Annotated in this window: 19 protein-coding genes; 16 read left to right on the top strand and 3 right to left on the bottom strand. The window is 46.9% G+C overall.

Going from position 1 to position 25743, the window contains the following annotated elements:
* Window positions 1-127 precede the first annotated feature (127 nt).
* From H6F63_RS16115 to H6F63_RS16085, 7 genes are all read left to right on the top strand, one after another.
* Window positions 128-424: a PAAR domain-containing protein gene (locus tag H6F63_RS16115; protein ID WP_190444035.1), complete on the top strand. Its 297-nt coding sequence runs from the start codon at window positions 128-130 to the stop codon at window positions 422-424.
* A gap of 207 nt (window positions 425-631) precedes the next feature.
* Window positions 632-1048, top strand: a complete 417-nt coding sequence (locus H6F63_RS16110) for a GPW/gp25 family protein (protein WP_190451391.1) — start codon at window positions 632-634, stop codon at window positions 1046-1048.
* Window positions 1049-1140: 92 nt separating this feature from the next.
* Complete coding sequence (locus H6F63_RS16105; protein ID WP_190638590.1) at window positions 1141-3372, top strand: putative baseplate assembly protein; 2232 nt, start codon at window positions 1141-1143, stop codon at window positions 3370-3372.
* Between the two features lie 171 nt (window positions 3373-3543).
* Window positions 3544-4581 (top strand): phage tail protein, encoded by a 1038-nt coding sequence (locus H6F63_RS16100; RefSeq protein ID WP_190638589.1) that lies wholly within the window; start codon window positions 3544-3546, stop codon window positions 4579-4581.
* A 90-nt stretch (window positions 4582-4671) separates the two neighbouring features.
* Window positions 4672-5916, top strand: coding sequence for a DUF4159 domain-containing protein (locus H6F63_RS16095; protein ID WP_190638588.1), 1245 nt, complete (start codon window positions 4672-4674; stop codon window positions 5914-5916).
* Window positions 5917-5980: 64 nt separating this feature from the next.
* On the top strand, window positions 5981-8152 hold the full coding sequence (locus H6F63_RS16090) for a hypothetical protein (protein ID WP_190638587.1): 2172 nt from the start codon (window positions 5981-5983) through the stop codon (window positions 8150-8152).
* Window positions 8153-8266: 114 nt separating this feature from the next.
* Complete coding sequence (locus tag H6F63_RS16085) at window positions 8267-11125, top strand: hypothetical protein (protein ID WP_199298073.1); 2859 nt, start codon at window positions 8267-8269, stop codon at window positions 11123-11125.
* A gap of 258 nt (window positions 11126-11383) precedes the next feature.
* Here H6F63_RS16085 and H6F63_RS16080 read toward each other — a convergent pair whose 3' ends face one another.
* Window positions 11384-11689, bottom strand: a complete 306-nt coding sequence (locus tag H6F63_RS16080) for an RNA-binding protein (protein WP_190427022.1) — start codon at window positions 11687-11689, stop codon at window positions 11384-11386.
* Window positions 11690-12148: 459 nt separating this feature from the next.
* On the opposite strand from H6F63_RS16080, the gene H6F63_RS16075 reads away from it, so the two are divergent.
* Complete coding sequence (locus tag H6F63_RS16075) at window positions 12149-13402, top strand: MFS transporter (protein ID WP_190638586.1); 1254 nt, start codon at window positions 12149-12151, stop codon at window positions 13400-13402.
* 125 nt (window positions 13403-13527) lie between these two features.
* On the opposite strand, the gene H6F63_RS16070 is transcribed toward H6F63_RS16075, so the two are convergent.
* Window positions 13528-16167: a bifunctional diguanylate cyclase/phosphodiesterase gene (locus H6F63_RS16070; protein WP_190638585.1), complete on the bottom strand. Its 2640-nt coding sequence runs from the start codon at window positions 16165-16167 to the stop codon at window positions 13528-13530.
* Between the two features lie 635 nt (window positions 16168-16802).
* On the opposite strand from H6F63_RS16070, the gene ilvB reads away from it, so the two are divergent.
* From ilvB to coaBC, 5 genes are all read left to right on the top strand, one after another.
* Window positions 16803-18662: a biosynthetic-type acetolactate synthase large subunit gene (gene ilvB, locus H6F63_RS16065; protein ID WP_190638650.1), complete on the top strand. Its 1860-nt coding sequence runs from the start codon at window positions 16803-16805 to the stop codon at window positions 18660-18662.
* 137 nt (window positions 18663-18799) lie between these two features.
* Window positions 18800-19459 (top strand): Crp/Fnr family transcriptional regulator, encoded by a 660-nt coding sequence (locus H6F63_RS16060; protein WP_190638584.1) that lies wholly within the window; start codon window positions 18800-18802, stop codon window positions 19457-19459.
* Between the two features lie 28 nt (window positions 19460-19487).
* The gene (locus H6F63_RS16055; protein WP_190638649.1) at window positions 19488-20114 is read left to right on the top strand and encodes an alpha/beta hydrolase; all 627 of its coding nucleotides are present in this window, start codon (window positions 19488-19490) and stop codon (window positions 20112-20114) included.
* 109 nt (window positions 20115-20223) lie between these two features.
* Window positions 20224-20436 carry a DUF2555 domain-containing protein gene (locus H6F63_RS16050; RefSeq protein WP_190638583.1) on the top strand — a complete coding sequence of 71 codons (213 nt, stop codon included), beginning with the start codon at window positions 20224-20226 and terminating at the stop codon, window positions 20434-20436.
* Window positions 20437-20518: 82 nt separating this feature from the next.
* Window positions 20519-21790 carry a bifunctional phosphopantothenoylcysteine decarboxylase/phosphopantothenate--cysteine ligase CoaBC gene (gene coaBC, locus H6F63_RS16045; RefSeq protein ID WP_190638582.1) on the top strand — a complete coding sequence of 424 codons (1272 nt, stop codon included), beginning with the start codon at window positions 20519-20521 and terminating at the stop codon, window positions 21788-21790.
* Between the two features lie 279 nt (window positions 21791-22069).
* On the opposite strand, the gene H6F63_RS16040 is transcribed toward coaBC, so the two are convergent.
* Window positions 22070-23449, bottom strand: a complete 1380-nt coding sequence (locus H6F63_RS16040; protein ID WP_190638581.1) for a serine/threonine-protein kinase — start codon at window positions 23447-23449, stop codon at window positions 22070-22072.
* Between the two features lie 149 nt (window positions 23450-23598).
* Between H6F63_RS16040 and H6F63_RS16035 the strand changes: the two genes are divergently transcribed.
* The 3 genes from H6F63_RS16035 to H6F63_RS16025 are packed head-to-tail and all read left to right on the top strand — an operon-like array spanning window position 23599 to window position 25738.
* The gene (locus H6F63_RS16035) at window positions 23599-24510 is read left to right on the top strand and encodes a putative selenate ABC transporter substrate-binding protein (RefSeq protein ID WP_190638580.1); all 912 of its coding nucleotides are present in this window, start codon (window positions 23599-23601) and stop codon (window positions 24508-24510) included.
* A 5-nt stretch (window positions 24511-24515) separates the two neighbouring features.
* Window positions 24516-24971 carry a GNAT family N-acetyltransferase gene (locus H6F63_RS16030; protein ID WP_190638579.1) on the top strand — a complete coding sequence of 152 codons (456 nt, stop codon included), beginning with the start codon at window positions 24516-24518 and terminating at the stop codon, window positions 24969-24971.
* A gap of 8 nt (window positions 24972-24979) precedes the next feature.
* Window positions 24980-25738 carry a phosphonate ABC transporter ATP-binding protein gene (locus H6F63_RS16025; RefSeq protein ID WP_190638578.1) on the top strand — a complete coding sequence of 253 codons (759 nt, stop codon included), beginning with the start codon at window positions 24980-24982 and terminating at the stop codon, window positions 25736-25738.
* The last annotated feature ends 5 nt before the right edge of the window (window positions 25739-25743 follow it).

Genomic DNA, 25743 nt, shown 5'->3' with positions numbered 1-25743 from the left:
GTGTGATATGGTGAGCGATCGCTACTAATCCCTACTAATCGCTACTAATGGCTAATGGCTAATCATAAAAAATTCCCCCACAATCGTCCAAATAGCAATTAGCCCCATTAGCAGAAGGAAGATTGCCATGTTACCAGTAGCAGTAATCGGTGATGTCGCTGGCGGTAGTCCCATTATTGGCCCCGGCGCACCAACCGTGCTAGTTATGGGACGACCTATAGCTTGTATGGGAGATGCCGTCGCAGGCCCGACAATAGCCACTGGCGTTCTAGCTATGCCTTGTTCTGTCACCGTCCTGGCTTGCGGTCGTCCAGTAGCTCATATGGGTACTATGGCTGTGGGAGTCACTCCCCCCGCCCCCGTTCCAGTTCCCATTTCTTTACCTGTTATCGCCACCGGAGCTACCGTATTAGTTATCCCTTAATCGCTGATTGCGATTTATTCTCTTCCAAGTATTGACTTCCCCTTTTAAGGAACGAAACCCAGCACTGTGTTCGGTTTCGTTCCAATGACCCAACCTACAACTTAGTAATTCTGAAGCCTTGTTAAGAGTAACTCGACTTTTGGCGAATACTCTTGGAAAGAGCAGCTAGAGTAAAGTGACTGCGATGCTAGGCAAAAAGTCACTTGTATGCCAGAAGGAACTGATAGGCAGCACAGCCACCTGGGTACGGGCTGGTCTTTCCCACTACGGGTGAACGTACAGGGAGGGCTTCAACTCAGTTCGGCAGAGCGAAACATCGAAGAGTCGATTCGGATTATCCTGCAAACTCAGATAGGTGAAAGGGTATACCGACCTAATTTTGGATCGCGTCTGTCGGAAATGGTCTTTGCGCCCATGAACACCCAAACCCTGCTGCTATTGCGCCTTCACGTACAGGAAGCTCTGGAAATGTGGGAGCCTCGCATAGTTCTGGACGTGGTGCGTACTGAACCCGATCCAATTCGCGGCCGCGTGGATATTATTATTGAGTACCACGCTAAGGGCAGTTACGATCGTGGGAGCTTGGTTTATCCTTTCTACCTGAACGGGGGAAATGATAGTTAGGAGATGAGGACTTTTGAATTAATAACTAATTAAGTGTTAATTCCTCGCCTCTTAACTTTTAGCAATTACCTATTACCTATTAATTATTAATAATGGATTTTGATTTTTTACCCAAGTTACCGAAGTCCGATTTAGACGATCGGACATTCAAAGATTTAGTAGATGAGTGCATTCTGCGGATTCCTCGCTACTGTCCGGAGTGGACAAATTACAACCCCAGCGACCCTGGAATTACTCTGATTGAGCTATTTGCGTGGCTGACTGACCAAATGTTGCTGCGGTTTAATCAGGTTCCCCGTCGCAACTATGTTGCTTTTCTAGAGTTATTAGGGGTTCGCCTGCAAGCTCCGGTTCCGGCTCAGACAGACTTGACTTTTTACCTAAGTGCTGCATTGCCCGATCCATACACTATTCCATCTGGGGTGGAGTTGGCAACATTGCGGACAGAAACCGATCCGGCGATTGTTTTCAGCACCGATCGTCCGTTGGTGATTGGTAAGCCTAACATCCGCCACTTTCTGACGGCGCAGAGTGTGGAAGATACACCCCAGATGTTGCGCGATCGCTTCACGAATCTCTGGACATTCCGACCTAATGGCGAATGGGCGGGTACAAATCTCTCCATCTTTGACGACCAACCCCAGCCGGGAAATTGCTTTTATCTGGTGTTCAACCCAGAGGACGAGTGCGAAGGTAATGTTCTAGCACTCAAATTCAAAGGCGAAGCCGCTACCTCCACTGGCATTAACCCGGAGGCTCCCCCCCGTCGCTGGGAAGCTTGGAATGGTGCCTATTGGCAGCAGGTTCTGTTGCAGGAATCAGATGATAGCACCAAAGGATTCAGTTTTAGCGAAATCGATCGCACTGGCAGCAATCCCATCCAAAGCGCAGATGTAGTCCTGCATATGCCCCAGCGCTGGCCCGTGTCCCACTTCCTCACCTATCAGGGGCGGTGGCTGCGTTGCGTATACAGCCATATAGACACCACGCAACCAGGTTACAGTAATTCCCCCCGAATTGTGGGTTTGTCTGCCAGAGCGATTGGCGGCAGCGTGGGCGCTTCTCAAAGTGAAATAATTAGAAATGAACTTCTGGGAGAGAGTGACGGTTCGCCCGGTCAGACTTTCCAATTGCAGGGGGTTCCCATCTTGACTCGCCGGGAAGATGAATACATTTTGGTGAGTCCGCCGGGAGCATTACCCCAAACTTGGACAGAGGTAAGTGATTTTGCCGAATCTGGTTCCCAGGATATGCACTACACCATCGATTCGCGTACCGGGTTGGTTCAGTTTGGCCCCTTGATTCGAGAGCCAGCCCACCTTCAGCAGCAGACGCAGTTGCGTGCTAGAACGCAGACCCCTGGAGACTGGGGACGTGCTGCGATCAATTCCCAATCCCCAATGCTGAATGCCCAAACCCCAATCCCCGCAGACGTGCGATCGCTAGAACGTCAATATGGCGCAGTACCTCCCAAAGGTTCCGTGATTCGCATGGTTGCATATCGCACAGGCGGCGGTCGCAAAGGAAATGTCCAACGGGGGACAATTACCGTACCCAAGTCAGCGCTTCCCTACGTTGCCAGAGTAATAAATCATACACCCGCCCGCAACGGAGCCGATGCCGAATCTTTGGAAGATGCGGTAATCAGAGTGCCTGCAATGCTCCGAACTCGCGATCGCGCCGTTACCCCAGAAGACTTCGAGGTACTGACGCTACAAGCTGGTGGCGGTGCCGTTGCCCGCACCCTGTGCTTGCCACCAAGTACCAGCGAACAAGCCGGGACAGTACGGATGCTGCTGGTGCCGCAAGCAAATACAGATGCGATCGCGCAAGGCGTTGGCATTCACCCCGATTTACTTTCCCTCACTCCCCAACTCAAAGAACAAATTCACGCTTACCTGGACGAACGCCGACTACTGGGAGTCCATGTACAATTGCAAGCACCCGAATATGTCGGAGTTGCAGTTCAAACCGAAGTCGCACTAGAGCCAGAATACAAAAATCCCCGCGCCCAAGAAGACATTCTCTTAAAATTGCGCGTCGCTTTGTACCGCTTTTTAAATCCACTTACCGGAGGCATGGATGGCACAGGCTGGCCTTTCGGTCGTCCCGTCTATCCTTCAGATATTGTCACCTTATTCCAGCAAATCGCCGGTGTGCGTTATTTAGGTGTTGTCCAGCTGTTTGAGTTGCGTAAGCAGCAACAAACTTGGGTGCGAACATTACCCCAAAACCCAGTCATCGATCCAGGCCCCCTTGGTTTAGCCTGTTCTTGGCAGAATAATCTACTGCGCTCTGGTCACGTTGTTAATATTATCCAGTAAATACCTCAACTTATAGTGCAAAGAGGATTAAGGTATCAGAAATGAGGAATGAGTATGAACAAGGAAAGTTAAAAGCAACACAGGAAAAAGTAAAAAAATCGAAATTTATACTTATTCCTCACCCTTGTACTATTTCACTCAGTCCTCACTCCTCCTTACTCAGTTCTGACCATGACTCAAAGCACTTCCCACAGTAAAATTCTCCGCCTGCAACTCACCCCCATGCAGATCAGTCAAGCGATCGCGCCCGTGGGAAATGCTTTTGATCGTCCGCAGTTGATGAGTGGCGGCGTAAATAGCAGGCTTACCAGTTGCGATCTGGTTGTGCATCCCAAAGAACCAAGTGAAATGGTTGTGCAGCTAGAAAACTTGGGAAGGCGTAACTTACAAGTGAACCTGCAAATTGAGGGCTTCCCGCCACAGTGGTGTCGCATCGGTATGGAAGGACACGAAATTGCTCCCGGTCAGCAGATGGATGCAGTTTTATACTTCCAAGTTCCAGCAAACTTCTTTGAAAATAATGAATCTTTGGCGACCGATGAAACCCTGGTAGTTGATTATCAGAGTCGTCTTTATGTTTACTACGTAGAAGAAGGTAGTGGCAGGCAACAAATTGAATCCGCAGCCTTTAACCTTTATATACGTCCCCGCAGTCTCTACCTGAATTTTTTGCCAGCACTCTATCAAGAAGTAGACTTTATTGGTCGCTTCTTGAAAATTTTTGAGGAGACTTTTGAACCCGCAGTGCAGTCTATGGATGCTCTGTGGGCTTACCTAGACCCCTTGACTGCGCCTGCGGCGATGCTGCCCTTTCTCGCCCATTGGGTAGCTTGGCCCATGAACCCCCGCTGGAGTTTAAGCAGGCAGCGTTATCTAATTCGACAAGCTGTGGAACTTTACCGCTGGCGCGGGACAAGGCGAGGTTTGCGGCACTATCTGCATCTCTACACAGATTTGCCCTTAGACGACCACATACCCCAAGAAGCTGAGAAACATATTTGTATTGAAGAAATCTTTGGTAGAGGTTTTGTATTAGGAGAAACACACCTTAGCGAAGATTCTATGCTAGGCGGCGGGCGACCCTATCACTTTGTTGTACGTCTGCGTTCTGACCGACCCGAACAAATTGATGAAGGATTAGTGCGCCACATCATTGAACAGGAAAAGCCAGCTTTTTGTACTTACGAACTTACTATCGAAACAGGTTAATCGCTAATTACTAATGGCTAATGGTAATAAAAAAGCAATTAGCAATTAGCAATTAGCAATTAGCAATTAGCAACTAGCAATTTAGCAACTATGTTTCCCCCACCATCCACCAACCCTTTAGAGCGCTTACACGTCACTGACGGTCTACTAATGAACGCCGACCGCTGGCGGCGATCGCATGAGTACCATCGACAACGCCAAAATATTCATTATCAGTCTTTGAATCAGCCAGGAATTGTCTCTGGTTTAGGGGTACATTTGATTTCACCACCAGCAGATGTCGCGCCGCAATTTCGGGATGGACGTTGGCTGCAAATTCAGCCGGGAATTGCCATAGATTTAATGGGAAATCCGATTGTAGTTCCCGAACCAATTGAATTTCGGGTGTCGGGTGAGATGGCACAAAATCCCCAAATGGTTTATTTGGTGGTTAGTTATGTAGATCCAGAGAAATTGCGCCGGAAAGAGTCGCGTGAATTTGAAAGGGAAACTTTTAGAATTGACGAAAAAATGACTCCGCCAAGTGATTTGGAAGTTGAATTGTGTCGAATTCTCTTGCAACCAGAGGCGGAACAATTAGAGAATCCCAAGGATGTATTTTTCCCCACAGTTAATAGTTTAGATTTGCGCTACCGAACAGTTGCGCGATCGCGTCCAGCAGCAGTTGTCCGAGTTGCCCATATAATGCGATCGCAACCCGCCGACGAGCGCAGTTTTACTAATCTTTCCTACCTGGTAGATGCTGTTGCTGCTCTTTACCCAAGTTTACAGGGAGAAGACACAATTGGACGAGTAACTTTAGCAGACTCTAAAATTTCAGATTATGACCTACTTTACCTAGCTGGTAAGCGATCTCTTAATCTGAACCAACAAGAATTTGAAGCTTTGAGAAATTATTTAGATACAGGCGGTATTCTGCTAGTAGATGCTCCTACAGATGCCATAAATCTGATAGAAAGTGTCATGGCTATCACCCAACAACTAGGAACACCTCTAGAAGATATCAAACGCCTGAGTCGAAATCACCCTTTACGCACCAAGCCTTTTTTATTTGCAGCGCTACCCACACTGAATAATCAGCAAATTCAAATGGGTTATGGGGGAGGAATCATTTTAGTAATTGGCGAACTGTCACCAGCTTGGGGATTAGATGACAAGCTTCTCCTGTCGCGAGAAACCATCCGTACCGCCCAAGAGCTAGGAATTAACCTGCTACATTTTGCCCAAGCTCGAAGACAAATGACGCAGTTAATAAAAGCAGGAAGTGTAGTAGCGATCGCTCCGGAAACGCCTGTTTCTACAAAGCAAGCTATTTTTGACAAACTCCAATTTTAAATTAATCATAAATAACCCTGGCAGGTTGCCTGAGTTATTAGGCAATTCTTACTAACAAAGAACTATGGCAAAGAGTCTTATTAGTGCAAGTATCTCCACACAGGTACTCCGATTAAAACCAGGAGGAAACACAGCTTCATTTGAAGTAAGTGTTACTAATGAAAGCGAACAGTTTGCTACTTTTCAAGTAGAGCTTATAGCCGCTGGTACCGATGGTAACTTAGGTTCTCGCTGGTACAACCTTTCACCAGGAATAAGCGCTAAAAAACCGCCAGGAGATAGTACAAAGTTTTATGTAACTATTACCGATACACCTGTTCCGGGGTTTGTCGGCAAAATGAACATCACAGTACGCATTTTCTCCCTAGAACTGCGGGAGGAAGAAAGACAACTTTTGCGTCTGGCGGTTGAGCAGGGAATCGGCTCTATACCCATGCAGCTGGAACTGCCAGTCCGAGAATTTAAAACTCATCCGACAGACCTGCTAGAAATACAGGTCCGCGTTTATAATCCCAGTCAATCACCCGCGAATGTTGTACTGCATTTGTTAGGTGTAGAACGCAGCTGGTTGATAGAGGGAACTGACCGAAAATTGCTAGTTCCTGCTGCCACCAAAACAGAGACAATTTTCTTATGCCAATTACCGAGCGCCGGACTCGCTCCCAGTGGAACATACCCTTTTACCATCGAATGCCAACAGGTAAACGGCCCCTCATCTAGTATCCAAGGGGCGATAATGGTTGCTCCTGGGGGGTTTATGGACTTCCTTTGTACCCCAGCTTTACATCAGATACCCATTGGCAACCGCTGGCAACTTAAAAACTGGAAATCAAACGCTGCAACTTATAAAATTCAATTCGACAACGCCAGCAATTTAACTCAGCAGGTGAGTGTTGAAGTCCACGCAGAAGAGCCGCGTGCCTTTAAGTTAGAGGTGATTCCTGAAAGTTCGCAAATAGCTCCGGGTGAGACAACCGAGTTGTTGCTGGTGGCTAACAAGAAGCGGCGGCGCTGGTTGGGGATATTGCCGCAAAGATTTTTGTTTGAAGTCAAGGCTGTGGTATCGGACGATAGATTGGATGTACGCAACGACACTCAAATCCTGAAATTGCGTGTTTTAGCTGTTGTACCAATTTGGATGCAGTTGGTAGGTGGGTTTTTATTATTATTCCTGCTCTGGTGGCTCTCGTGGCTTAACCCTAAAAACCCATTTTGGGGTCATAAGGAAGCTGTTACTTCTGTGCAATTCAATGGAGTAGGCGAACAAGTTGTCAGCGGTTCTAATGACCAAACTACGATTAGATGGCTGAGTGCAGGCTTTTTCAATCCATTAATCAACCAACAGATGGGAGTAATTGGGAGAAACGAAAAGGGAGTGCGAACTGTTCGTTATAAACCTGTAGACAACGATCTGATGGCGGCAGGATTGGAAAATGGGGAAATAAAACTGTGGGATGTGTTGGGTAATGGGAAAGACCCGATAAGTTCTTTCTCCTACCAAAAAGATGACCGGGTTTTGGCTTTAGAGTTCTCGAAAGACTCGCGCTATCTATTCAGTGGTCACGGTAGCGGTTTGGTGTTGGTGTGGGATGTGGAACGCACCAACATTAACACGCCTAACAATCAACCTCTTCGGGGCAAGAAATTTGACTTTGCGGTGAATTCTTTAGCGCTGGTGGGGAAAGCAGGTAAAAACCTGATGATTGGCGGACGGTATAACCAATTGGTAGCGTGGAACTTAGAAAAAGACAAATGGGGGCGGGTGTCCTATCCCCGCAAAGGCGGTCAGGAAGATTATATTGTCAGCTTGGATAGTGCTGAATACAACCCTAATCTTTTGGTAACTGCTGATAACCAAGGCTACATTACCTTGTGGAATATGCAACAATGCCTTGCCGAAAAGGGGCTTTGTGAGGTTTTAGATGAATGGTCTGATGGTCACGGCGGCAAACCAGTTCGTTCGGTGGCTCTAAGCGCTAATGGTTGCTACCTAGCAAGTGGCGGGGATGATGGAAAAGTGATGCTTTGGTATCTGACGGCTGAAGGTAAGCGCGATCCGCAATTCTCGAAAGGGAAAAAAATCGATCAGTCTTTGAAGGAGTCTGAAAAGATCAATAGTGTTGATATTAAGCAGACAGGGAAATATATTTTAGTGGCTAGTGGAAGCGATGATCATGAGGTGAAATTAGACCGTGTGGAGCGACCACGTAACGCGCAGTGCGGGAACCAGGAATAGGGATTGGGGATTGGGGATTGGGGATTGGGAATTGGGAATTGGGGATTGGGAATTGGGAATCCCTAGTCCCCAGTCCCTAGCCCCCAATCGCTACTTTTTTGTAGAGGGGGAAACATGACGAGGCAGCACTTAAACCCTTCTGGGGCAGAGACGGGGAGACAAGAGCCGGAAGGCTCCGGCGGTCTGAATGTGGTGGATATACTGACGCTGCCGGAGGAGCAGCGGCAGGTTGTCCAATGGATGATGCGAAAAAAATCAGATGTCAGCTTGGCTGAGGTAGCAGAGCGCATTGACTTCACACAGTCAGATGCGATCGCTATTATGGATGAGTTGGTAGATCAAGGCTTCGTGCAAGAAATGCAAATTGCAGGCGAGGCACGCTACCGGATTCGTCTTGCTGCCAAAAGAGGAACCCAGCAGCAGACCATTCAACAGGCTTTGGCTCCTGGTAATCCCCTCTCAGTTATCCTCAATCCCAGTGGAGATTATGCCCTCGTAGCCGGGAGTAACTTCGATCTGTGCGTCACCGTAAGTAACAAGGGCAATCAGAGCGCCTTAATTGATATTTTTATCGATGAAGTATCCTATCCCCGCAACTGGTGTATTAATCCCCATGAGCGGCTGGCTTTGGGTGCCAACTCCACCAGTGAGGTTATATTTCAGTTTGAGGTGCCGCTGGAGGCTAAACCCAACACTTACAACTACCTGTTAGTGGTTGATGCGCCACTGCACTACCCAGAAGATACTCCGATTCGACATAACAGCCGACTTCAGGTTTTGCCGCCAGTTGAGGCTGCTATCCGAGTCAGCGACCCTACTTTCAGTCTTTCGCCGCCTACGAGTTCTGCTGCACCTGCCCTTCTGCAACCCGGAGCGCTGTTGCAAGTTGCGGTGAGCATACATAACCGCTCTGACCGAGTAGACCGTTTTCGGCTGACGTGTCCTGAACTCAATGAAAAATGGTATACCGTGCGCTATCCAGAGGGTTTAAATTCACCTGGATTAGTAACAACTGCCACTGCATTAGACCTTAACCCCGGAGAGAAGGGCGACATCCTCCTGTTTTTGAATCCGCCAATGGACGCTGTGGCGGGAACTTACTTTCCCACCGTGCGGCTATATTCTGCGAACAATCCAGACTTGGTGTTGCTGGATGTGGTGTACTTACAAATTCTCCCGACTTACCTGCTGACTGTAGAATTTCGCAGCTTGGTGGGCAAGGTGCGGCGTTTAGCCGGGCTGTATGAGGTTAGGTTGAACAATTCGGGTAACATATCGCGGGAAGTCATTGTACGAGCTAAAAGTTTAGATGAGGAGGATGTGTGTAGTTACACAGTGTTGCCGACTATGCTGCGGATAGCGCCTTTTTCCTTAGCTACGGCGGAAATTAAGGTAAAACCGCTCAAGTGGTGGCGTCGCCCAATCTATGGGGGCGGACGGCTGATCAACTTCGGCGTTGAAATTGAAGATACGCAGCAGTTGCCTTTAATTAATGATGCGCCGCAGGGGACTTTGTATTGGGAGCCGCGTCCTTGGTGGCAGTTTTTGCTGGTGTTGCTCACTGTGTTGGGAACTGTCGCTGCGATCGCATTCCTCGTTTGGTTGCTATTCTTTAAGCCAAAGCCATCACCAAAAGTTATTGAATTCGGCTCTCAAGACAATTTCTATCAAGCCGCTGAAGGTGATTTTATCCGCCTCTCTTGGCAAATTCGCAACCCGCAACAACTAAACTCGCTAACCATCACTGGTCAATCACCTGATGGTACAGCTGCCCTTGAACCAATATCTTATGATTTTAGTCGAGGAGTCCCAGATCAGCTTAAGTCCTTCTGCGCTATTCGGCAGATACTAATCTGCAAAAATGTGCGTACAGATGCCCGCAAACCTGGTGACTATGTTTTTGAACTAAAAACATTTCCCAAGAATAATAAAGACATAGCATCTAATATTTTAAAAACTAACGTAATTAAAATCGAGCCGATAGCTCCTCCAAAAATTGTCGAGTTTTCCTCTAGCCTACCTGTCTACCAAGAAAGATTAGCAGTTCCACCAAATAACACACCCAACGATAAAATCCTCCTCAACTGGAGAATTATCAACAGAGATCAAATTAAAGAATTACAGCTAATCGGGCGATCGCCTGAAGGTGAAGTCACAAGTGTTTTGAAGCGTTATAACTTCAGCGAAGGGATTGCTGTAGGTTTGAAGAAATATTGTTCCATCGAAGTTGGACTCTTATGCAAAAATGTACCTACAGATGCCCGTAAACCTGGAGACTACATTTTTGAACTCGCAGTAATTCCCAACAACGGACAAGAGGAACCATCAGATACCAAAAAAACTGATGCTATTAAAATTCAAGCTCAGCCCTCCAAAATTGTAGAATTTAAAATCAATAATCAAGAGGCTCTGGCGAAATATCTTGTTCCAATTAATAAGAACAAACCTGGGGGAATCTTTAGAATTTCTTGGAAAGTAGAAGGCGGCAAAGATATAAAAGTGCAGCTGCTTCCCTCACCTGGAAACGTCCCGACTTCTGGTAGTCTCCCCTACACCATCAGCCAAAAACCTGGTAGCGAAACTCTTACCTTGCAAGTAACAAATGCTGCTGGCGAACAAATTAGTCGCGCAGTTACTATTGAAACCTTTGAGCCGCCGCCTCCTCCAGCTCCTCCACCTTTAATTCCGGCTCCAGGCGCTAAAGGTTCAACCGCACCAACGTTAGTCCCAGCTCCACCCATTCCACCACCGCTACCGATTGCTCCACCCCCTGCTGCGGGTGCGTCAGCTGGGAATACTGGTGCAGGATCTCCCCCTCCTCCTGCCCCTGGTGCCGCCGTCTCACCTGCCGCTCCGAGTGCCGCCGTCTCACCTGCCGCTCCAGGTGCCGCCGCATCACCCGCCCCTGGTTCCCCCTCACTAAGCGATCCTGATTCCCTTTCACCCTCTGAACTACCACCGCGTTCTGACTAATATTAAAATCCGGTGCAAGACACGAAGTCTGCACCGGATTCTAATATTAATTTAAACAAGAAACCAAACCGGAAACTAAAGAAGGTTGATAGTTCCTTCTCCAACTTAGAGATAATAATCTGGTTGTTAAGGTTAATAGTGTGTCAAGAAAAAATCCACTGCCAAAATGTTTATCCTGAGAAGATCCAAGGAGAGCCTTTAGCAGTGGAAGCGCCAATCTGTGGGAGACTAGCCGAGTTAAATTCTTAATTTCAAGATTTAGTAACGGCGAGAGAAGCCACCACTAGGCCTGCGGTTGCCACCGCCGGAGGGCCCTCTATCTTCACGAGGCTTGGCTTTGTTGACTTTTAGATCGCGGCCCATCCACTCAGCTCCATCGAGAGCTTCAATAGCAGCAGTTTCTTCAGCGTCAGTTTCCATTTCTACGAAACCAAAGCCGCGTGGACGACCAGTTTCTCGGTCGGTAGGTAGTTGAACACGCTTAACAGTTCCATATTCAGCAAAAACTTGGCTGAGGTCTTCTTGCGTGACATCGTAGGATAGGTTGCCTACATAGATTGACATGGAGTATCTCACTTCATCAGATGGTGTAGAGACTTCGATTCGGAGAGATGCCTGTCAATGTAAGACAACAAACTCGCTCAGCCGAATTAAATTCCCAGTGACTAACTTAACATAGGATCGGGCTTCAGGTATTTATTGAAAAGTTAAAACAGCATGAAGTTTGTCAAGGGCAGGATTGCGTAATTTAGGAAGTGACAATTATTGGTAAATTAATAAGAATTTATACATAAAGCAACAACTTCAGTTAGATCCGGTTCCAACTGTTATAGATGCAGTGCCTCCCAATGAGCTGTGCCAGCCGTGAAGGTGTCACGCACCATGTAGCATATAAACTTAGGCAAATGCTTGGCGAGTCTGTGAAATTTTTTAAATTAAGCAAAAAGTGTCTACTAGAGTGGCACAATTTACCTTCTAGAGCGCAAACTAGGGTTGTAGATAAGAAGCTCCTGAACAATTGCTATGTTTCCATCTGACCCCCCTCCATCTGGGAGCGGATTTCACGCTCTGTTGAAGAACCGACCCTTTATGGTGCTGTGGGTTGGGCAGATATTGTCCCAAATAGCAGATAAAGTATTCTTCGTTTTGCTGATTGCTTTGCTGAGCGAATATCAGTTCGCTCCCGAAATGGAAAATTCCATGCGATCAGCTCTGATGGTCGCTTTTACGCTACCCGCGATTCTGTTTGGCTCAGCTGCTGGCGTGTTTGTGGATCGCTTTCCTAAGAAGAAAGTTATGGTTGCTTCCGATCTGCTGCGCTTTGGCTTGACAATATTAATTCCCTTATTGCCACAGAAGTTTAGCATCTTGTTGGTAATTACGTTTTTGAGTTCTGCGGTAACTCAATTTTTTGCCCCAGCAGAACAGGCGGCTATTCCGTTAATGGTGCGGCGCGAAAATTTGATGACGGCTAATGCGCTGTTCACCACGACGATGATGGGTTCTTTGATTGTGGGGTTCGCTGTCGGGGAACCTGTGTTGAGTTTGGCTAGAAGTTTGGGTGGAGAATCTAGTCAAGAATTTTTGGTTGGCGGATTCTACCTGTTAGCGGCGATTATTAGTATGTTCGTTAAGATTAAAGATCCTGCGGTTATCAATCCACAGGCAGCAATTAATCCGATAAGCGACTTGAAAGCGGGGTTGCGTTATCTGTGGCAAAACCGCCTGGTTAGGAATGCAATGTTCCAGTTGGTGATTTTGTATTCAGTGTTTGCGGCGTTAACGGTGCTGGCGATCGATCTTTCCGAGAAGCTAGGACTGAAATCAGAACAGTTTGGCTTTCTGTTGGCATCTGCTGGGGTGGGGATGGTATTAGGTGCGGGGATATTGGGACACTGGGGCGATCGCTTTCACCAAAAACCGTTACCATTGTTTGGTTTTCTCAGTATGGCGTTTGTTTTGGGTGTGTTTAGCTTTACACACCGACTTTGGCTGGGTTTAGGGCTGAGTGCTTTGTTGGGTTTAGGGGCATCTTTAATCGGCGTACCGATGCAAACTTTGATTCACCAGCAAACATCGGAATCGATGCGGGGTAAAGTTTTTGGGTTTCAGAATAATGTGGTTAATATTGCTCTAAGTTTGCCGTTAGCGATCGCAGGCCCTCTGACGGATAAATTTGGTCTGCGAGGCGTTCTTCTGGCAATGAGTATCGTTGTTAGTGTAGTGGGCATTTGGGCGTGGCAAAATACCCGCAATGTTTTGAAAGATGCGATTTAGGGATTGGGGATTGGGGATTGGGGATTGGGGATTAGGGATTGGGAGGATTCTTACCCAGTCCCTTGTTCCTAGTACCCAGTCCCTAGTCCCTTGTTCCTAGTCCCTAGCCCCCAGTCCCCAGCCCCTCATCTAAAATCAATGAACTTTTCTGCTGCTACGGCATTGAGTGGCTTAGAGAAAAGATATCCTTGTCCATGTTCGCAGCCAAGAAGTCGCAATTGCTCTAACTCAAGAGGAGTTTCTATTCCCTCGGCGACTACATCCATTCCCAAATTATGGGCAAGGGTTACAATTGTTTGGACAATCTGTAGAGGCAGTCTTGCCTGTCTGCTATTGCCAGATGTCCTCAGTCTACTTACGAAAGAACGGTCAATTTTCAAGGTATTGATGGGAAAACGGTGCAGATAGCTCAAGGAAGAGTATCCTGTACCGAAGTCATCCAAGGATAGTTCAATCTGACGCGATCGCAGTTGCTCTAAACTAACAGTTGCAGCTTCCGCATTTTCAATGAGAACGCTTTCAGTAATTTCCAGCTTCAAACAGCTTGCTTGCAAACCAGTATCCTTGAGAATTTGGTCAATTTGCTCAACTAAATCTGGTTGCAGAAACTGTTTACCGGAAAGATTAACGCTGATAGTTAGGGAGTTGCAACTATTGCCATTTGCCTGCTGCCATGTCCGCATCTGATGACAGGCTTCGCGCAGTATCCACCAGCCAAGGGGTACAATCAGACCAGTTTCTTCGGCAATGGGGATGAACTCGACTGGAGAAATCATGCCTTGTGTTGGGTGAATCCAGCGCACCAACGCCTCGAAACCAGCCAGCTTACCCGTAGAGAGCAATACAATTGGCTGGTAGTGAATCTGGAATTGGCAGTTAGTAAGATACGCATCTGGCCTGTCACTCAGTTGTTGATCGAGTGCTAATTGCTCAACTGCCCGTCGCAGATCCGTCTCCAGCTGCAAGTGAGCGATCGCTCTCTCGTGCATAGTTGAGTCAAACACAACGTGGCACGCTTTACCTTCTCCCTTAGCGCGGTACATGGCGATATCAGCATCCCGGAGAAAGTCTTCTGGCTGATTGTATTCAGTTCTAAGCAGAGGAGTGCTAAGTAATGTAGACGCTTCGCCTTCCCAGAGGCTGGGCTGAGGGTTGAGTGAAGAGGAACTAGAGGAATTTTTAAGTATCGGGCCGCTATTTTCTAACTGGGTCTGTACTTCGTACCGCTGCGCTACCACTCCTGAAGTTCTCAAGCCTGCTTGCATCGTCAGTTTTTTTACCCCAGCTCTATTTATGGCAATGCCAATGCTGGCGGAGGTGAATACTTCATGTCCATCCAGGTAAAATGGTGATGCTAACGCCGAGTGAATTTGCTCAGCAAGGTGGACGGCTTCGCTGACATCTTGGATGTTGTCTTGGAGAATTGCAAACTCATCCCCGCCAAAACGTGACACTGTATCAATCGGGCGCAGACACTCTTGCAGCCGTTGAGCAACCGCTTTTAGCAGTTGATCCCCCAGGAAGTGTCCCAAACAGTCGTTCACAAGTTTGAAGCGATCCAAATCCAGAAATAGTACAGCGAATCGATAGTCAGGACGCCCCTTTGCAGTCTCAATTAAATCTTTCAGACGAGATATCAACAAAGCTCGATTAGGCAGGTTTGTGAGGCTGTCATAAAAAACATTCCGTCGCAGTTGTGCTTCTGCCCACTTTTGCTCAGTGATATCAGTGAAGGCTCCAATAAAGCTTTGCAATTGACCAGTTGCTGAGAACAGGGGCGCACAAGAGAAGGCGGTTGTGCGCTGGCAACCATTTTTCCCAATGATGTCCACTTCGTAGCTGGAGGGTTGTCCTTGCAGGCTTTTGCTGTGTTTGTTCGCCATTTTCTCCAGGCTTTCAGGGGTGAAGAAGTCGTGGAAGGTTTTGCCTGCCAGTTCTCCCGCTTCCTCTATCTCCAGCAGGGAACACATTGTGGGATTGATGTAAATTGTGGAGCCATCTTCGCTAAGATGCCAGACTCCCACGGTGTTGTTTTCGGCAAGTGTCCGGTAGCGTTGTTCGCTTTCGCGCAATGCCTCTTCTGCCTGTACGCGATAGGTGATGTCTGTGGAAATGCCAATAATTCCAATCAATTCACCTTTATCGTTATAAATTGGCGAGTCTGTCACCATTGCCGGGAAGGTACTACCGTCTCGGCGCTGCATCAAAAATTCTCCAGACCAACTTTCGCCAGTGCGGAGGCTGGATCTAATCTCAAGTGCTTGCGATCGCACACAGGGCGGTGCGATAATTTCCGCGATTTTACTACCTATTACCTCTGCTTCTGACCAGCCGTAAAGCGTTTGTGCAAAACGGTTCCAATAAGTAATTGTTCCATCTATATCGGTAGCAATTACTGCCTGCTGCACTGCATTCAACAGTCGCGCCTGAAAGCGGATTTTTGACTCGGCCTGCTGGCGCTCATTGATTTCCCTTTGTAGTTTGTGGTTGGCTACCTCTAGTTGTGCGGCACTGGGGAGAGCCAGCGCTTGCGGAATTAACGGTACTAGCTCCATAGCTGTATAAACGGAAACTCCTGCTGTTGTCGCTTTCACAAATCCCGAAACCCAGTAATCCGGGTGCCATAACGTCCACACTTCTATCAAATGTCCGGTGCCGCAGGCAACAATAAAGGCACCAAAGAGCAGGAATATCCAGTTAAACGGTATATCCCGACGCTGTTTAACGAAATATACTAGCATCAGGGGTATTGAATAATACGCCATCGCTATCAGTAAGTCGGAGGCTATATGCAGCGATACCAACCCAGGCTTCCAGAGATAGCAATGGCCATGGGGGATAAATTGGATTAAAAATAAAGGTTTTGTGATATATTCCAGCATTGAGCTTATTTTCTGGTGTCATTCATTGCTGTTTCTGGAGCTGATAGCAATTCTCTTTGTCAAGGATGTTTTATCTGCTCTGTATGCTTTGTAACACAACTTAGCATTTAGGGATTGTTCTTTTGTATACTAGGCGACTTAATGTTTGTTGCTTCTACCAAAATTCAGCCGATTCGCGCAGATTATTCTAAGCAGAGTCCTCATGTCTTCAGCTGAAATACTGACTTATTAGTTGTTTGTGCAAGGTAGGGAGTAATGAAGTTGGCTAATTACCGATTACCTAATGTCTTCAGCTGAAATACTGACTTATTGGTTGCTTATGCAAGATGGGAATTGGAAATAAGTCTTACCCAGTCCCTAGTCACCTCCTCCCCAATGCCCAACTTTGAGAGATCGCTCGACAGGAACTGATAGAAGGAATTAGACTTAAGAATTAACCCCCAAGTTGGCATCATTCATTAAATACAAAAGATACGAGAGTTAAGAAAAACCAGTTAGTTATAGTGAGAGGTCTACAAGTGCGATCGCAAAGCATCTCGGAAAAAGAAGCCACACGTCAAATGAGCAACAACCGTCAAACAGGTGCATATGCCTTGATTGACAGCTTGATGCGCCACGGTGTAAAGCATATTTTTGGCTATCCAGGTGGTGCAATTCTGCCGATTTACGACGAGTTATATCGGGCAGAAGCTAGAGGTGGTATTCAGCACATCTTGGTAAGACACGAGCAAGGTGCGTCACACGCCGCCGATGGCTATGCTCGTGCTACGGGGCAGGTGGGTGTCTGTTTTGCAACATCTGGCCCTGGGGCAACCAACTTGGTGACAGGTATTGCCACCGCTCACATGGATTCGATTCCAATGGTGGTGGTCACGGGTCAGGTGGCTCTAGCAGCAATTGGCACCGATGCGTTTCAGGAAACAGATATCTACGGAATTACGCTGCCAATTGTAAAGCACTCCTATGTAGTGCGCGATCAAAAAGACATGGCGCGGATTGTGGCAGAAGCGTTCCACATCGCCACTACCGGGCGGCCGGGGCCAGTTTTGATTGATGTGCCGAAAGATGTTGCATTAGGGCAATTTGACTATTATCCAGTAGAGCCGAATTCAGTGAAGTTGCCGGGATACCGTCCCACTGTCAAGGGAAATCCTCGCCAAATCAATGCGGCGGTAAATTTAATTCGGGAAGCCAAACAGCCCTTATTGTATGTGGGAGGAGGCGCGATCGCAGCTGGCGCTCATCCAGAAATTCAACAGCTAGCACAAAGTTTCCAAATCCCCGTCACCACAACCCTGATGGGCAAAGGTTCATTTGACGAAAACCATCCCCTAGCACTGGGAATGTTGGGGATGCACGGCACCGCCTACGCTAACTTTGCGGTGAGCGAGTGCGACTTGTTGATAGCAGTGGGAGCCAGGTTTGATGACCGCGTGACGGGCAAATTGGATGAGTTTGCCTCCCGCGCTAAAGTTATCCATATTGATATTGACCCCGCTGAAGTCGGGAAAAACCGCGCTCCGGAAGTGCCAATTGTGGGCGATGTGCGGAATGTCTTGATTGACTTGCTGCGCCGATGTCAGGAAACAGATACCGGAACCCCAATCCAGACGCAAGCATGGCTAGAACGGATTAATCGCTGGCGGGAAGACTATCCCCTAATTGTCCCCCAATATCCCGATAGTCTGGCACCGCAGGAAGTGATTGTGGAACTAACTCGTCAGGCTCCAGATGCCTACTACACCACAGACGTTGGACAGCACCAAATGTGGTCGGCGCAATTCTTGAAGAATGGCCCGCGTAAGTGGATTTCTAGCGCTGGTTTAGGCACGATGGGTTTCGGGATGCCTGCCGCGATGGGTGTCAAGGTAGCTCTGCCAAATGATGAAGTCATCTGTATCAGCGGCGATGCCAGTTTCCAGATGAATTTACAGGAATTGGGAACCCTTGCACAACATCACATAAATGTCAAGACAGTAATTATCAATAATGGCTGGCAGGGGATGGTGCGTCAGTGGCAGGAAGCTTTCTATGGAGAGCGTTACTCGTCCTCGAATATGCAAGTGGGGATGCCAGATTTTGTGCTGCTGGCGCAGGCTTTCGGGATTAAGGGGATGGTTGTTCGTAGTCGAGATGAATTGAAAGATGCGATCGCCGAAATGCTCGCCCACAACGGCCCAGTTCTCTTGGATGTCCGAGTCAAAAAGGACGAAAACTGTTACCCAATGGTAGCTCCTGGCAAGAGCAATGCTCAGATGATTGGCTTGCCAGAACTCCGCAAATTGGAAAAAGCTACAGAATTAATTTACTGTAGCGGCTGCGGTGCCAAAAACATCGCCAGCAACAAATTCTGTCCCGATTGCGGCACCAAAATCTAATGGCTAATAGCTAATGGCTAATTGTTAAACAATTAGCCATTAACTTAATCTCGTCATTACTTAATCTTTACCTTCAGGGGTTAGAGTGGGGCTGGCTATAATACGCCAGTTTTTCATAGCTGGAGATTCTTGCAGCCATGCCCCCATTTTCTTCTTCAGTTCTAGAAATAGACCAATACGACCCGAACGAAACCCGTCGGTTGCATTTTTACTCCAAAAATGAAGAAATTCCCCTAGTGCCGCAGGGTATCTGGCAAGTAGATCGGGGATTGGTGCAGATGAGTACAATTTGCGCTAACGGTGACGAAGTGCTGCTGGGTTGGGCAGCACCTTCCATGTTCTTTGGTCAGTGGGTATTTCAATCCCTGAAAGGAATTCATCCCTTAGCTCAACCAAACGCGGCAATAATATACCACGCCCTATCCGATGTTTACCTGAAGTGGTTTTCTATTCTAGAGATAGAAGCTTCGGGGCGTTTGGCTCAGATAATTTTGCCGCAAATGGTACGACGGATGCAACAGACAGAGGCGCTTTTAGCCATAGTCGGACATCGGCGTGTAGAGGATCGCTTGCATCGGCTACTACTGTTATTGAAACAGGAAGTCGGGCAACCTGTAGCTGGCGGAACTCGTCTATCTGTCCGCCTGACACATCAAAATATTGCCAGTGCTATCGGTACTACTAGAGTCACGATTACGCGACTCCTTAGCAAACTCCAGGGTCAAGGATGGATTAGCCTAGATTGCGATCGCCACATTATCCTAAAAGAAGAGAGCTTCGCTGGCATCTCGGATTGATCGGTCGCATTTTTTTAGGAGTAAGATTCTGTCTTTATCAGTAATTTCCGTTCCCTCATCTCAGGGACAGCAACCAGCTGGGTTGATTGTCGTTTTGCATGGCTTCGGTGGTAATGCCCAAGAGTTGGCATCTTTAACCCCGTTGTTGAATTTACCTTCTTATCAGTTTTTGGTTCCCAATGCTCCCTCTACTCATCCCCAAATGTCATCGGGGAGAGCTTGGTACTATTTCCAAGAGCAGCAGAACGGCTTAGAGCAAAGCAAGACGCAGCTAACTGACTGGTTGAAATCTCTTGAGAGTACCACTGGCGTTCCCCTGTCGCGCACGATTTTGATGGGTTTTTCTCAGGGTGGCGCAATGACGCTGGATGTGGGACTCAATTTGCCTTTGGCTGGTTTGGTGGTTCTAAGTGGATATTTACATCCCATTTCTCAACCATCTAAACAAGGTTATCCACCAGTATTAATTGTGCATGGTACAAAAGATATGGTAGTGCCTCTGAGTGCTGCCCAGAAAGCGCGGGATACTTTAACAGCACTGGGCGTATCCGTGCAATATCATGAATTTAACATGGGACACGTAATTCTACCGGAAGTCTTAGGCGTTGTCCGAAATTTTGTGACAACAAATACCCAATCGTCGTTGGTTTCTTAAACTTGAAGTTTCGTTGCATCTGTCAATAATACGTAAGAGCGTTAAGATAAAATGGGATGTTTCATCTGTACAATGCGAATACAGGTGTAAGTTGAGGGAGGCGCGGTCAATGGCAACTGTTAGCATTTCTGAACGGGAAATTTCGGCTCTGACGACGACAGACGTGGAACAACTGGCTGTCCGTTTGGAGCGAGATGAATACAACAATCCTTTTGAAGGGTTGGATGATTGGCATTTGCTGCGAGCGATCGCATTTCAGCGTCCAGAGTTAATTGAACCATACATCTACCTCTTGGATTTACAACCCTACGATGAAGCTTAACAATTTTAGATTTTAGATTGTGGGGTTGGATGGTCATCACAAAGATAATCGCCGTTAACGTCGTACCTTTGTCTAATCCAAAATGGAATCGCCCGACAATCCCAAATCTGATCCTCCCCTATCCCCCCTGGATAAGGAGAGTATCCAAAATCCAAAATTGTCAGGTAGACGGGTTCTAATTGGTATAGGCGGCGGTATCGCCGCCTATAAAGTTTGTGAGGTTATCTCAACGCTTGCTAAGTCTGGGGTGGAAGTTCGAGCAATTCTCACTGATGCTGCTTGTCAATTTATCACGCCCTTGACAGTGGCAACCCTGTCTCGTCATCCTGCTTATACAGATGAGGACTTTTGGCAACCACACAAACGCCCCTTGCATATTGAGTTGGGGGAATGGGCAGAGGTTTTTCTTATTGCTCCCCTGACAGCTAATACTTTAGGTAAGTTGGCTTATGGTTTAGCTGACAACTTACTCACCAATACCGTGTTAGCTTCCACTTGTCCCGTGCTATTGGCACCTGCAATGAATACGGATATGTGGGAACAACTTTCGGTGCAACGCAATTGGCAACAGTTGTTGACAGATAAACGTTATCACAGTGTGGGGCCTGGTGCCGGACTTTTGGCTTGCGATCGCGTTGGTGCTGGGCGGATGGCAGAACCTGCGGAAATTTTGCCGACAATTGCATCATTATTACACGCAAAAGGCAAGCGAGATTTAGCCGGGAAGCGAGTTTTAATTAGTGCTGGGGGAACACGAGAACATTTAGATCCGGTGCGCTTCATCGGCAATCCCTCCACTGGCAAAATGGGATTAGCATTGGCACAAGCTGCACTGCATCGAGGCGCAGTGGTGACACTGGTTCGCGCACCCGCCGCTTGGGATGTACCATTGGGGGTGCAAGCGATTTCTGTCACCAGTGCAAAAGAGATGGAACAGGAAATGCGATCGCATTTTTCCAATGCCGATGTAATAATAATGTCGGCAGCTGTGGCGGATGTGAAACCAGCCGAGTATAGTGCAGAGAAATTGCCGAAACGTTTACTTCCAACAAACTTACCTCTCCAACCCGTACCGGATATCGTCGCAGAATTGGCAACTCTTAAAAAGCCGCATCAAAAGTTAATTGGGTTTGCGGCTCAAACTGGAGATATTGTAACGCCAGCTTTGGAAAAGTTGCACAAGAAAAAATTAGATGCCATTGTTGCCAATCCTATCGATAAACCGGATAGTGGTTTTGGCAGCGACAAGAATCAAGCTATATTTCTAGACAACCAAGGACGCAAAGTAGAAATTGAGCCTTGTAGTAAATTACAGATGGCTCACTATTTGTTTGATTTTATTATTAGTTATTAGTCATCAAACGTTGTTATGTTTCAACTTTTTAAACTGACAAGGAACAAACCACAACCTTCCTTTTTCAGGGAGCATCCCGTATTTGCAAATCGCCTACAGGCTGAAAGTCTCGATGCTCCACAAACAAAGCCTACTGACCCAGCCTGAATTGAGTCCGCGCAGGCGGACTTAGTTTGTGTAGCCGCGATTTCCAATCGCCCGGTATTTTTGCCAAACTGGGATGCACCCCTTTTTCATTCCTCCCTCAACGGCAAAATAGAGTGGGAATTAGACAATTGACTAAGAACTAAGACGATAAAAAAGATTTAGCAAACCCACCCACCAACCAACCTCACAAAAAACATAGCCACTGGGGAGGTGTCCCAAAGGAGCTAGAGCGCAATCAAACATAAATTGCTCGTAGTCAACCCAACAACAGTTTATCCGCCATTGCAAGCGATCGCCTAAATTACACATAATTTCATAATTGGCATTTTTCGTCCCGCCTATACTTTCCCAAATATGCTTTTGTACGCTAAAACCAAAGCGTCCCTTACTGTGCTTTATCCAAAGAGTGTCAATTAAACGAAGGTCTTTTGAGGGAAACATTTTAATATCTTCAACTCTCAGCCAGCCTTCCTTTTCTCTACAAGCTATTTTTAGCATGAGTGCCGCAGTTTCCTCATCGGCTTCTTTCCACTTTCCTAGCGCTAAATGAGCTTGTAAATTACGGTAATCTATCCCGGACGATGAACCTTGCCTGTGAGTGAGAATATTCTGATTAGTAGGCGTGTAACTTGCTTTGGATTGTCTTAAAATTGGGCTAATATTTGATAATTGTTGTCCAGAAGTAGGAGTATTTAAAGTCAGCAATTCTATCCACTCCTGCACTGACTGAGGACGATTTTCTGGCTGAAACTCCAAACCTTGAAGAATCGCCCGATTAACTATATTACTAATATTGGGATTTATTTGCTGCGGTGCATCCAAGGGAATGCCAGCAGCCCTAGCGGGAGCAGGTAGCGGCACTTCTTGGGTAAGCAGATAGTAAAGCGTTCCCGCGAGTGCATAAACATCCGAATACTCTCCACGTCTCGCTTGCAGTGCATACTGTTCGATAGGTGCAAAACCGGGAGTAAAAGTTTGCGTCTGAGTCTGCGTCAAATTTGGAATAAATTCTCGTGCAATGCCAAAATCAATTAGCACCGCTTCTAGTTTTCCAGTACGCACCATAATATTAGACGGCTTCACATCCCGATGTAAAAAGCCTCTATCGTGAATGAAAGTTAGCGCCTCACCAATTTGCCGAATATATTTTAATGCTTCGGTTTCCGACAGCACGCCTTGCTGACTAACGCGCTGCCATAAATCTTCTCCCTGAACATACTCCATCACTATGCAAGGCAGTTGCCCCTCAGAAAAAGCATTTTCAATCCGTACAATGTGCGGGTGTCTGCACACGGCTAGGCGTAGCGCTTCTTTCTCAAAATCTCGATTGAACTTGTCTTGATACGCCGTAAATTGGCGTTTATTTAATACTCTATCGTTCAGCGTCTTGATGACGACAGCATTCCCTTTTTTATCCCTAGCCAAATAAGTGATGCCACAGCCACCTTCTCCCAGCACCCGCTTGATAATATATCGCCCGCCATGCAACAGATGCCCATCTGCCCAAACCATTGCTTAAATCTGTGACACTTGGGTTAATTTTGGCATACTGCCTGCCCTAAAAAAACACTAAAGTATGGGAACACTTGGGTTAATCTTGGCATAAAGCTACCAGCATCGTTTACACTATCTTCTGGCAAAGAGTGAAGTTCAAATCAGATATGAAAAAAGTCTTGTTGTCAGGTTTGTTGGTGCTGTCTCTAGGGGCTTGTTCGCCCTCCCCATCTGGAACAGTGGCGACTGGCTCAAATCAGGCAAAACAAGCTCTAGAAATTGGGGCAATTCCAGATCAAGATCCGCAAAAGTTGCAGCGTCAATATGACAAGTTAGCCACCTATTTAGAGAAAGAATTGGGTGTGCCAGTAGAATATAAGCCTGTCACAGACTATACCGCAGCTGTCACCGCATTTAAAGTGGGGGATTTAGATTTAGTTTGGTTTGGCGGATTGACTGGGGTGCAAGCACGGTTGCAAGTACCAGGTGCGGCAGCGATCGCGCAACGCGATATTGACGAGAAATTCCATAGTCTCTTCATCGCTAACAAAAAAACCGGGCTGAAGCCATTTAAAGATATTTCTGATTTAAAACAACTCAAAGGTCGTACTTTAACCTTCGGCAGCGAATCCTCCACATCGGGGCGTTTGATGCCGCAATATTTCCTGCAACAAGCAGGTTTGAAACTGGAAGATTTTAAAGGTGAAGTTGGCTTTTCCGGCGACCACGATAAGACAATAAAATTAGTGGAAGTAGGTAGTTTTGATGCTGGTGCTGTCAACGAAAGCGTCTGGAAAAAGCGAGTTGATGCGAAAGAAGTAGATTTGAACAAAGTAGAAGTCCTTTGGCAGACACCCGCCTACTACGACTATCACTGGGTAATTCACCCCGATGTCAAACAGCGCTATGGCGAGGATTTTGTTAAAAAAGTGCAAAACGCCTTTTTAAAACTAGACCCCAACGTACCAGAGCAAAAAGAAATTCTCGACCTTTTACAAGCAACTAAATTTATTCCTACCCAAAACTCCAACTATGCTCAAATTGAGGATATTGGTCGGAAAATTGGCAAAATAAAGTGATGTAAATGACAAAAACAAACTTTAAAATTGCAGAAAGATCAGATACTGAAACTCTTGTGGAGTTTATACAAGAGTTCTACGAGTTTGAACACCTAAAGTTTGATGAATCCATTGTTCGCACAGCGTTGGCGAATATTTTGCATGATGATTCTCTAGGACGAGTGTGGCTGATCCAGCATGGCGACGAAGCGATTGGCTACGTTGTCCTTACCTTTGGCTACAGTTTGGAATTTCGAGGGCGCGATGCCTTTATTGATGAACTCTATATTCGAGAAAGTTATCGGGGGCAAGGGGTAGGCATGAACGTAATACAGTTTATAGAAGCTGTTTGCCCTTCTCTGGGAATTCAAGCACTTCATTTAGAAGTTGAGCAGAAAAATACAGCAGCACAAAACTTATATCGGAAGGTTGGTTTTAAAGATCACGATCGCTATCTTATGACTAAATGGATAGCAAACTAAGCAGAGAAATGAACTCATCTGCGCCAGTATTTGAACTGAAAAACGTTTCTAAGCAATTTGGACGCTTTGAATCTCTCGCTGAGATTAACTTGCAGATTCGTGCAGGCGATCGCGTGGCGCTGGTTGGTTCCAGTGGCGCGGGGAAAAGCACCCTGATTAGCTTGCTGAACGGCACCCAGTTACCCACTCAAGGAGAAGTTTGGGTACTTGGTCGCAACCTCGCCCAGCTTCGCCCAAAATTGTTGCGTCAGGTTCAGCGCCAAATTGGTACGATTTACCAGCAATTTCATCTGGTGGATAATTTGCGGGTGATTCATAATGTCAATGCAGGGCATCTGGGGCGCTGGTCATTTCTAAAAGCTGCGGCTTCGCTGATTTATCCAATGGAAGTCGAGACAGCGGTAAAAGCACTAGCACAGGTGGGTATTCCTGAAAAGCTTTATGAACGCACAGATAAACTTTCTGGCGGTCAACAGCAACGGGTAGCGATCGCGCGCGTCCTCGTGCAAAATCCTACCGCTATTCTTGCCGATGAACCAATTTCCAGCCTCGACCCCGAACGCAGCCGCGAGATTATGGACTTATTGCGCCAGTTGAGTGTAGAAACGGGGAAAACTTTAGTTACCAGTGTTCACGCGATAGAATTTGCCCGCAGTCATTATCAGCGAATTATCGGTTTGCGACAGGGGCGTATTCTATTTGATACACAAGCAGCAGCACTGTCCGACGCAATGATTGAGGAATTGTACAACCTGAGTTCTATATAGAATAA

This window comes from Trichocoleus sp. FACHB-40, assembly GCF_014695915.1.
Lineage (GTDB): Bacteria > Cyanobacteriota > Cyanobacteriia > Cyanobacteriales > FACHB-T130 > Funiculus > Funiculus sociatus.
The sequence above is the reverse complement of the archived record's forward strand: the minus strand, read 5'-3'. Positions and strand labels throughout refer to the sequence as shown.